At 73.8% G+C, this 10901-nt stretch carries 6 protein-coding genes; 5 read left to right on the top strand and 1 reads right to left on the bottom strand.

The annotated features are described in order from the left end of the window. Positions 1-3: 3 nt before the first annotated feature. The 4 genes from CP973_RS18775 (at position 4) to CP973_RS18790 (ending at position 8177) form a co-directional block, all read left to right on the top strand. Positions 4-4245, top strand: coding sequence for a hypothetical protein (locus CP973_RS18775; protein WP_150242197.1), 4242 nt, complete (start codon positions 4-6; stop codon positions 4243-4245). A gap of 273 nt (positions 4246-4518) precedes the next feature. Continuing rightward, complete coding sequence (locus CP973_RS18780; RefSeq protein ID WP_150242198.1) at positions 4519-5343, top strand: SigB/SigF/SigG family RNA polymerase sigma factor; 825 nt, start codon at positions 4519-4521, stop codon at positions 5341-5343. Positions 5344-5579: 236 nt separating this feature from the next. Further along, entirely contained in the window at positions 5580-7442 is a 1863-nt protein-coding gene (locus CP973_RS18785) for an ArnT family glycosyltransferase (protein ID WP_208853210.1), read from the top strand. Between the two features lie 183 nt (positions 7443-7625). Then, positions 7626-8177 carry an EF-hand domain-containing protein gene (locus CP973_RS18790; protein WP_150242200.1) on the top strand — a complete coding sequence of 184 codons (552 nt, stop codon included), beginning with the start codon at positions 7626-7628 and terminating at the stop codon, positions 8175-8177. A gap of 91 nt (positions 8178-8268) precedes the next feature. Here the strand turns inward: CP973_RS18790 and CP973_RS18795 are convergent, their stop codons facing one another. Beyond that, the gene (locus tag CP973_RS18795) at positions 8269-9462 is read right to left on the bottom strand and encodes a cytochrome P450 (RefSeq protein WP_150242202.1); all 1194 of its coding nucleotides are present in this window, start codon (positions 9460-9462) and stop codon (positions 8269-8271) included. Between the two features lie 593 nt (positions 9463-10055). Here CP973_RS18795 and CP973_RS18800 point away from each other — a divergent pair. Then, on the top strand, positions 10056-10901 hold the full coding sequence (locus CP973_RS18800; protein ID WP_167538363.1) for an SAM-dependent methyltransferase: 846 nt from the start codon (positions 10056-10058) through the stop codon (positions 10899-10901).

A 10901-nucleotide genomic window follows, 5' to 3' on the forward strand; every position in this document is an offset into this window, starting at 1 on the left:
ACCATGCCCGAGACGATCCGCTGGACCGTACTGCCCGACGGCCAGCCCGCCGACGGCACACTCCGGCTGACCGTGCTGGTCAGCCCCCGCCTCACCGGCGGCACCCGGCTGGACGCCTTCGACGGCTTCCGGGACTGGCCCGCCACCCTGCGCCGGTACGCGCCCGCGCTCCGGATCGAGTTCCTGGCACCCGGCGCCACCGGGCCCGGCGTCCTCGTCCCCACCACGGCCCGCACCGGGCGCTTCCCGCCGGCCGACAGTGCGCTGTGGGGCGAACTGTTCAAGGGCGACACGGTCGTCCGCGCCCCCGCCGGAGCCTTCGCCGCCGCGGCCGAACGGCCCCCGACGCTGCGCTCGTACCCCGCCGCAGCGGTCCGTGACCAGATCACGGCGCTGTACGAGGCGGCGGTCGGCGCCACCGCGATCCGCCGGGTGACGCCCCCGACGGGCGGGGGAGAGGAGAACGGCGCGGCACCGACGGCCGGGCGGGCCGCGGGCCCGGCCGCCGGTTGGGACCACCCCGAGAGCCGCGATCTCCGTGACGTGCTGACCTCCGCCATCCGGACCTTCGCGGGCCGGGTCGACGCCGGCTATCCGCGCCTCGACGAACTCCTCACCCGGCAGGCGGGCGGCCGGCCCGGAGCCGCCGCGGACCCGAACCCGTACCGCCCCCGCCACATGGACCGCGCCGCGCGCGAGTACACCGAGGACGGCGCGCTGCTCGGACTCGCCGAGATGTACCGGTTTTACGACCGCGCGCCGCGGCCGGCTTCCGCCACCGGCCGTGGCCGGGCGGCAGCGGAAGCCGAACCCCCGCCCACCGAGCCGGACTTCGACTTCCACACCGCGTGCGCCCTGCTCGCCGACTACCCGGAACTGCTGCGCCGCTTCGGCCTCGCCCTGGACCTCCTGGTCACACCGCCGGCCGGGCTCGCCGACCGGTGGCGGGCCCGGGTGGCCTTCACCGACGCCCAAGGACAGCTGAACACCGACGAGTCGCTGCGCCCCTGGACGGCGCTGCGGCACGTCCCCGGCCGGCGCTTCGAACCGTACGCCGCCGACGACGGCTTCCACGGCCACCGGATGCTCCGGCTGGGCGCCGACGCCGTGCACGTCACGGACCTGGACCTGGACGGCGCGGCCATGAAGTTCGTGGAGTTCGCCCGCGTCCTCGACCAGTACCTGAGCGGCACCGGCGCGCCGGGCACGGCCGTGGCCGCGGACCCCACCGCCCTCCCCGCCCTGCACGGGGCGGGCCTGACCGTCGTCCACGACGACCGCGACCGGGCCCTGGCCGACCAGATGGAGGCCGACGCGCGGCACACGGCGGGCGTCGGCCCCGACGGCAGGCCCGTGGCCGCCGCGGTCCTGGACGCCGCCCACCTCGTGCGCGGCCTGCGCGTCGACGTCGGCCCGGCGGACGAGCGCACCGGGCGCGTCGCCGCCTGGTACCCGCTGTGTGCCCGTACGGGGGAGTACGCCATCAGGCGGCCCGGAGCGCCCGCCGTGCCGATCGGCGCCGCGCCCGACGAGGGCCACGTCAAGGCGTCCGCCGTCACCCGCGACCGCGCCGACGGCCGGCAGCTCTACGTCCACCAGGCGCTCTTCGGCTGGCACGGCTGGAGTCTCGCCGCGCCACCGCCCGGCCGGACCCTGGGCCCCGGCGACCGGCCGCAGGTGCCCAACCCGCAGATCTCCGGCCGCTTCCCGCTCGCCGCCGCGTTCCGGCCCACCCCCGGCACCCTGCCCGCCCTGCGCTACGGCCGCACCTACCGGCTGCGCGCCCGCCTGGTCGACCTCGCCGGCAACAGCCTCGGCCCCGAAGCCCCCGCCGTGGAGGGCACCGCCACCGACCCCGTCACCTACGGCCGCTGGGAACCCGTACCACCGCCCGTGATCGTGCCGAGGTGGCCGTTCCTGGAAGGCGAGTCGGAACCGCATCTGGTCATCCGCAGCACCGTCGACGCGTCCGGACGGCCGCTGTCGCCCGGCGAGTGGGCCGACCTGCGCAACGGCGAGGTCCCCGACCACCAGAGGGTGTCGCCCGCCGACGGGCTCGACCGCCGCTACCGCGCCTTCGACGAACGCCACCTGAGCCCGCCCAAGAGCTCGCTCCAGACGGCCGAACAACACGGGGTGTACGACGCGGTCTTCGGCCCCGGCAAACCGGACGCGCTGCGCCGCCAGTACTTCGCCGCGGCGTCCCGCGAGGCGGGCAGCTACCTCGACACGGTCGTCAGCCTCCCGGAGGACCCGCGCGTCACCCGCGACCTCAAGGCCGCCGGGGAGATCCACGTCGCCAAGCACAGCCCGCACGACACGTCCCCGCTGACCGAGCTGCCCGTGGCGCGCGGCAGCGGCCTGCACACCGGCGAGTACGTCGTCCACGACGCCGCGCAACTGCTGCTGCCGTACCTGCCCGACGTGCCCGCGCGCGGCATCGCCCTGCGGGGACTGCCGGGCACGGGCACGGGGTCGGACGCGGGACCCCACCGTACGTACGACTTCACCGGGACCTGGCCCCAGGCGAGGCCGCTGCGGCTGCGGATCGTGGAAGGGGACCGCCCGCCGGACCCGCCGACGGGCGGCGTCCTGACCGTGTACGTGCCCAAGGCGGAGGTGGTGACCGTCCGCATGAGCTGCCGGATCGCGGAGCAGGACCTCCGGCTGTTCCGCGTCTGGCAGCTGCTCACCGCCTCGCCCCAGTGGAACGACCCGCTGCGCCTGACCCCGGAGCAGCGGCGCGAACTGACGGTGGCGTCGGCGGCCGGCGAGAACTGGATGATCACGCCGTGGACGGAACTCACCCTCGTCCACGCCGTCGAGAAGCCGCTGGCGCCGCCGTCCCTGGCGGACCTGCGGTTCAGCCGTACGGCGGGGGAGACCTCCGCGCTCGTCGCGGGCGAGCTCTCCCTGCACGCCAGGAGCACCGGCCGGATCGACCTCGACGCGACCTGGGAGGAGTGGCTCGACGACGTCAAGGAGCCCGCGCCCCGGCGGGTGACCGGCCACGACCACGTGGGCGACCTGACGCCCGGCCCCCGCCGCGACACCTTCGGCTTCAGCGGCCTGCGGCACGAGTTCCGCGACACCCGCCACCGCAACGTCACCTACACACCGACCGCGACCACCCGCTTCCGCGAGTACTTCCACCCGGCGATCACCGACCGGCCCGAACTGATCACCAGCCGGGGTCCCGCCGCCTCCGGGCCCGGCGGGCGGGGCTGGCCGGTCCCGGCCACCCGGCGCCCGGAGCCGCCCGAAGTGAGCCATATCGTGCCCACCTTCACCTGGGAGCACACCGCGGACACCGACGCCCACCGGGTGACCCGCACCCGCCGCGCCGCGGGCGTCCGCGTCTACCTCCGCCGCCCGTGGTTCAGCTCCGGCGACGACGAACTCCTCGCCGTCGTCCTCGACCCGGGCAGCCGCCTCCCGGCCGAACTCGTCACCCGCTGCGGCATCGACCCCGTATGGGCCGACGACTCCGTCCTGCCGCGGCTGCGCCCCGCCAACTTCCCGAACGCGGCCGGGACCGCCACCGGCCGGACCCTGGCCGAAACCGTCGGCGGGGCGCCCGCCACGGTCTCGGTCGCGACGTTCGCCCCCGTCTACGACGAGCAGCTGGGCCTGTGGTCCTGCGACATCGACGTGGACCTCGGCGACCTGGCCGACAGCCCCGCGTACTTCCCCTTCCTGCGGCCCGCCCTCGCCCGCTACCAGCCGTACGCCGTCGAGCCGCTCCACCTGTCGAAGGTCGTCACCGGGGAATTCGTCCAGCTGATGCCCGACCGTACGGTCACCGCCGCGATGACCGCGGACGGCCGGATCCACATCGAGCTGAGCGGCCCGGCGGCGGCCAACGAGGTCGGCGAGTTCACCGGGCCGGGACGCGACGGCGTCGCCGCGAGCCGCCGCGTCGTCGCGACCGTGCAGCAGCGGTCCCGCACCGCCGGCGACCTCGAATGGACGGCGGCCGGCGGCACCGTCGAACTCATCTGCACACCCCGTGGCACCGGTTACGCCTGGACCGGCGACCTGACCCCGCCGCCCGGCAGCTTCCCGTCCCCCACCCGCCACCGCCTCCTGGTCGAGGAGTCCGAAACCCACTTCACCGACCGCACCACGGCCACCGCCACCGTCACCGCGGGCGGCGTCACCCGCCCGGTGTCCCGGCGGCTCGTCCACGCGGACTTCTTCGGGCTGACGACGACGGTGTTCGGGAAGGTGGTGCTGGAGGAGTGAGGGGCGCAAAAGCCCGGAGGCGGCCCGCCGCCCGGCCCGCCTCCCGGTGGGCGGTTGTCCGTGCCAACCGTCTCACCAGGGCCTTTACCCGAGAGGCACGGCCGGAAGAAAAATCCGTACTCCCGGAGTGTGAGCCGCGCATGCCTGGACACAAGAGCGTCAGTGCTTCGGAACCGCAGGCACCCCGTCACAGAGGGGCCAGTCTGCCGTCTTCCGGCGAGTGGCCACTCGTAAGCCTGCGAACCACCCACCAGCGTCTAAGGAGAGCCGGCGATGGCCACCACCACGATCGCGCGCCACCACGGGCGCCGTGCCGACGACCCCGACACGACCGAGGAGATGCGGCTGCTGATCACGCTGCCGGACGGGCCCAAGAAGGAGCGGCTCCGGCAGCGGGTGATCACCGCCTGGCTGCCGCTGGCGCACCGGCAGGCGGTCCGGCTGCGGGAGCGCGGGGAACAGCTCGACGACCTCAAGCAGGTCGCCGCACTCGGCCTGGTCAAGGCGGTCGACCGGTTCGATCCCGAGCGGGCCGACGCCTTCGAGCAGTTCGCCATCCCGACCATCACCGGCGAACTCAAGCGGCACTTCCGCGACCACACCTGGGACGTGCATGTGCCCCGGCGCACGCAGGAACTGCGCAACAAGGTCCGCAAGGCCGTACGCGAACTGAGCACCACCCTGGACGGGCGCTCGCCCACCGTGGCGCAGATCGCCGGGCACGCCCGGCTGACCGAGGAGGACGTCGTCCTCGGGCTGGAGGCCCTGGAGACCTACCGGTCGCTGTCACTGGACGTGGCCCTGGACCGCAGCGGCGACAACGACGACTACACCCTGATGGACACCCTCGGCTCGGCCGACGCCCGCTTCGGGCTCATAGAGGACCGCGAAGCGGTCAAGCCCGCCCTGGCCCGGCTCCCCGAACGGGAACGCCACATCCTGTACCTGCGGTTCTTCAAGGACATGACGCAGAGCGCCATCGCCGCCGAGCTGGGCCTGTCCCAGATGCACGTCTCGCGCCTGATCAGCCGGGCCCTGGCCCGGGTGCGCTCCGAGGTCACCCGGGCGGCGGACGAGGAGCACCGGGCCGCCGCGTGACGGCGCCCCCGAGGAGCGGACACCGTATCGCGGAACCGGAATCCGTGGGATAACTCGGACAGTCCGGCCGCCCCCCCCGGCCGGCTCCGCCACGGTTCCGTCGCCCGGGAGTGTCCGTGATCGTGTCCGCCTCCTCGGGTGCCGGGTCGCCGTGCGGCCGTGCGGGTGCCCGCCCCCGCCCCTTCTGGTCTTCGCCGCCCGGCCAGCCCCCGTGGGCGCGGCCCGCGTTGCTCGGTGTGGCCGCGCTGGCAGCGCTGCTGTACGCGTGGAACATCACCGGCAGCGGGCTGGCCCCGTACTACTCGGTCGCCGCCCGCAGCATGACCGAGAGCTGGAAGGCCTTCCTGTTCACGGCGTACGACCCGGCGGCGACGATCACCCTCGACAAGATCGGCGGCTTCCTCTGGCCGCAGGCCCTCTCCGCCCGCCTCTTCGGCTTCCACGACTGGGCGCTGACACTGCCGCAGTGCGTCGAGGGCGTCGTGTCCGTCCTGGTCATGTACCGCGTCGTACGCCGCTGGCAGGGCCCCGCGACCGGCCTCCTGGCTGCCGGGCTGCTCACCCTCACCCCCGTGACCGCCTCCATGTTCGGTCACCCGGGTCCGGACGCGGCCCTCGTCATGTGCCTGCTGCTGGCCGCCGACCGCTACCAGGCCGCCGTCCGCGACGCCCGGCTGCGCCCGCTCGTATGGGCCGGTGTGTGGGTCGGCCTGGGCTTCCAGGCGAAGATGATGCAGGCGTGGCTGATCGTGCCGGCGCTCGCCGTGGGGTACGGGGCCGCCGCACCCGCCGGGCTGCGCACGCGGGCCGGTCACCTGCTGGCGGCGGGGGCGGTCATGGTCGCGGTGTCCTTGTCCTGGGTACTGCTGATGACGTGGGTGCCGGTGGACGTACGCCCGTACGCGGACGGCACGGCCGACAACAGCGCCTGGTCGATGGTCTTCGGCTACAACGGCTTCGGCCGGCTCGGCTCCGGGGCCCGGGAGAGCGGCGCGAAGCTGTTCCTCCCGGGCCTCGCGGCGCAGTGCGGCTGGCTGTATCCGTCGGCGGTGTCCGGGCTGGTCCGCGGTGCGGTCCGGTGCTCGCGTACCGGCGGGGAGCGTGGCGGGCACATCGAGCGCGGCGGATATGTGCTGTGGGGTTGCTGGGCGCTGGGCACGGCTGCGGTACTGAGTGTGATCGCGGTCCCGCACCGTGCCTACACGGCCACCCTCGTGCCCGCCCTCGTGGCGCTGTCCGCCGCGGGCCTCGTGACGCTGTGGCGCCTCCACCGGGCGGGCCGGGGGCGGTCCCGGTTCCTGCTCCCCGCCGTCGTCGTCTGCCAGGCGGTGTGGGCGGTGTATGTGGCCCACGGGTACGCCGGGTTCGCGCGGTGGCTGGTGCCGGTGGTCGGCGGGGCGGCGGCCGTGGGGGTGGTGGCGCTCCTGCTCGTGCGCCCGGGCTCGGTGGCAGGCGCGGGGAGCGGCAGGTGGCGGGCGCCGGTCGCGCTGCTCGTCGGCGGCGTGGCGATGTTCGCCGCGCCGGTCACCTGGTCGCTCTCCGTCCTGGACCCGCGCTACGCGGGCTCGGCGTTCGACGCCGCCGCCGGACCGCGCGGCCCCGGCCCGGTACCCCCGTACAGCGCCACGCTGCCCGGCACCTACCTCGCGGGGCCGAACGGCGACGTGGACATCTACCCCACGACCCGCCTGACCCCTGGCCAGCGGCACCTCCTGGACCACGTACGCCGGCACAACGGCGGTGCCCGGTACCTGCTGTCCGCGGACCGGGGCTGGGCCCGCTCGAAGGCCATCACCGAGACGGGCCTGCCGGTCCTGCCGCTCGGCGGCTTCACCCACGAGTCCGCGTCCGTCCCGCTGGCCGCGTTCAAGCGGCTCGTCGCCTCCGGGCAGCTGCGCTTCGCGCTGCTCGACGACACCGCGGTGGCGCGCCCCGGGCGGGACGGGAAACCGACGGAGAGCGCGCGGATCGCCTCCTGGGTGCGGTCGGCGTGCCCCCGGGTCGCCGTCGGTCCGGCCACCGGCGCTCTCCCCGGTGTCGTCTCCCCGCTCACCGCCGAATCCCTGCACCGCTGCGCACCGGCCGGCGCAGGAGCCTGACGCGGACAGCGCTCACCCCGCCCACCACGACGGGCAGCACCCCTCACCGGCAACGGAATTCCCGGCGGAAACTCCCGTGCGGACGGGCGAATGTCGCGTTTTCGAGGTGGACCCTTACACCCGCGTCGGTAGAGTGCTCCATGCGCGAATCACAGCTTGCCGTCTACAGGAACGGAGAGCGGAATGGTCGCCGGTGTCATAGCGCAGAAATCGGATCAGTGGTTCAACCTGGCGGACGTCGACGGTAATGGCTATATCGAGGAAGTCGACCTCCAGCGACTGGCCGAACGGACGCTGACGCACTTCGGGTACAGCAAGGAGAGCCCCAAGTGGGCGCGCCTGCACGAGGCGTATGCCAAAGCCTGGCAGATCATGTACGAATTGACGGACACGGACAAGGACAACCGGATTTCGCGGGCCGAGTTCCAGGGCTACATGGACCGTAACGCGAAGCCGTCCACGGCCGACGGCCTGCTCCGTCCGATCACGGACGCGGAGTTCGACGTGGCCGACACGGACGGCGACGGATACCTGTCCCCGGACGAGTACGCCGAACTGCTGCGCGCGTTCGGCCTGTCGACCCGTGACGCCCGGACCGGCGCCCGTAGCATCGACACCGACAACGACGGCCGTATCAGCCGCGAAGAATATTTCGTGGCCTGTCGTGACCTCTACTCCAAGGAAGCCGCGGACGACCGCAGCAGCCAGGTGTTCGGGCCGCTCACCCGCACCTGAAATCCTGGCGGACACGGACGACGGAATTCGCGGCCGGCACGCGGAATCCGGGCGGAGGCCGGGCTGGGCCCGGCCTCCGCCTTTCGTCTGCTCACCAGGTGACCGGCAGCGCCTCGATCCGCCGGATGATCAGGTCCGCGCGCCACGGCAGCTCCTCGTCCGCCGCGGCCGGCCGCAGGCCGGGGTGGCCGAGCAGGGCGGCCACGGCCACCTTCACCAGCATCCGCACCAGCGGCGGCCCCATGCAGTGGTGGGTGCCGTGGCCGAAGGACAGGTGCGGGTTGCCACCGCGGTGGAAGTCCAGCCGCTCCGGCTCGGCGAACATCCGCGGATCGTGGTTGCCGGCCGGCAGCGCGGGCAGCACCTGCTCACCGGCGCGCACGAGCGTGCCGCCGACCTCCACGTCCTCGGTGGCGTACCGGGCGAAGGTGACGTGCGAGGGGAACGGCGCATACCGCAGCAGCTCGTCGGCCGCCCGCGGCAGCAGGCCCGGATCGGCCGCCAGCTCCCGGAAGCGGTCGGGGCGGGAGAGCAGCACGTAACAGGCGTTGGTGAGCTGGGTGGTGACGTTGTCGACGGCGAGCAGGATGTCGTTGACCAGCTCGCCCAGCTCCGCCATCGACAGCCCGTCGTCCTGGCCCAGCCGGGCGGCCAGGCGGCTGACCAGGTCCTCCCGCGGCCGCTGCCGGCGGTCGGCGATGAGCCGGGCCGTGTAGCGGGAGATCTCCTCGATACGGGACTCCACCACGTCGGCGGGCAGACCGGTGCCCGCGAACCCCTCGAACCAGTCGAGGAAGACCGCCAGGTCCTCCTCGGGGATGCCGATCAGCGGGCAGAGGATGGCCACGGTGAGCGGCTTGGTGTACGCGGCGGCCAGGTCGGCCGGGGGCGGCTGCGCCGTACAGCGGGCCAGCAGCCGCCGCGCCTCCCCGGTGGCCAGCTCCTCCAGCTCCCGGACGTGCTCGGCGTTCAGCCCGAGCCCCTGGGCGAGGGCCTTGCGCAGCCGGGGCTGCTGGGGCGGATCGGTGTTCAGGATGCTGTCCTGCAACGGCAGCGGGGTCAGCCGCGCCTCGTCGCTGCCCGGCGGGGGCGTGCGGACGAACCGCCGGTCCCGCAGGACGAAGCGGATGTCCGCGTAGCGCGTGACCAGCCAGGCGTTGTCACCGTACGGCGGCCGTATCCACGTCAGCCCGGGGCGGCTGCGGCAGTCCTCGTATTCCGGATCGACGGTGAGCCCGGACGGCTCGGAAAAGGGGTAATCAATGGGTTCGGGGTGTGTTTCCACGGAATCTCCAGTACGGAAGTAGGAGCCCTGCCCGCGATCGTCTTTCCCCGGTGCCGGCGCCCCGGGTGTGCGGTGCTTTCCGTGCCTGCGACGCGTCCGGGTGCCACCCGGCGCGGCAACTCACCGGAAAGACGTTAGTGCCGCCGTGCCGCCGAGGGGCGACCCCTATTGGTCATTTCCCGGGCCGTACGCGGAAGATGGCCGATTCCGCCGGATCACGAGGTGCCGAAGGGAATGCGCGAGGTGCCCAAGGGGACGATGGGGCCCGGAGGAATTGTTCCGCCGGGCACGTGCCCGACCGCGTGCCCGGAGCATTCCGGCCGGTCCCGGCGGGTGGCCAAAACCGTTGCTTGACGGCCGCCCGGCCCTCGGCAACTCTTGCAGCCGGATGCCGGACCTCCAGGAGCGCTCCCGGCATCGCGGTGTTTTCGTACCGCCGTACTTCCGGCGCCGTGGGGTGGCACCGCAATGCCCGTGCGGTGGCCCGTACTCGCATTTCCACGTACCGGCGGCGGGAAGAGGGAGGAGGGCAGCGGCAGGCGGTCCCGGCCGGTCCGTCATTCGGTACAGATCACGACGGAGGGTATTTCCGCATGTCCGCCGAACCGAGTTGGACCGGCGCCTTTTCCCACCAGGAGATCGAGCGCACCTACGCCATGCTCACCGTCCTCGAAGAGGACGCCGCCGGGCCCGACCGGCATTTCGGCATGTGGACCGGCGCCGACGACCCGGCGACCGTCGAGGAGGCCACCGGGCGGCTGACCGCGCTGGTGCTGTCCGAACTCCGCGCCGCCCGGGGCAGCCGCGTCCTGGACGTGGGCTGCGGCAACGGCCGCCCCGCGGTCCGCCTCGCCGAGACCTCGGGCGCGAGCGTCGTCGGCATCGACATCGACGAACGGGCCCTGGCCGCCGCGTCCGCGTACGCCCGGCAGCGCGGACTCGGCCACGCGGTGCGCTTCCAGCACGCCGACGCGCTGCGGCCGCCGTTCGAGGACGGCTCCTTCGACGCGGCGCTGGCCTTCGAGAGCACCCCGCACTTCGACGTCGCGGAGCTGTACGGGGCCCTCTCCCGCGTCCTGCGGCCGGGCGGCCGGCTCGTCGTCGAGACGCCGTACGTCCGCGGCCGGATCACCCGGGACCTGCTGGACCGCATCGGCCCGTACCTCAGCCTGCTGAACGCGGTGTCGCTGGACCCGCCGCACACCCACCTGGCGGCGGCCCGCGAGGCCGGGCTGCACATCACCGAACTCCTGGACCTCACCGAGAACGTACGGGGCTCCTTCGGCCGGCTGCTGGCCCGGCTCGAAAAGGTCCGCCCCCGCCTGGCGGACACGCTGGGGGACGAACAGGCCGGCCGCCTCCTCGCGGCCTTCGCCGGCTGGGCCGAGGCGCCCGAGGTCGGCGCCATCCTCATGACCTTCACCAGGACGGAGCACTGA

Source organism: Streptomyces albofaciens JCM 4342 (genome assembly GCF_008634025.1).
GTDB classification, from domain to species: Bacteria; Actinomycetota; Actinomycetes; order Streptomycetales; family Streptomycetaceae; genus Streptomyces; species Streptomyces albofaciens.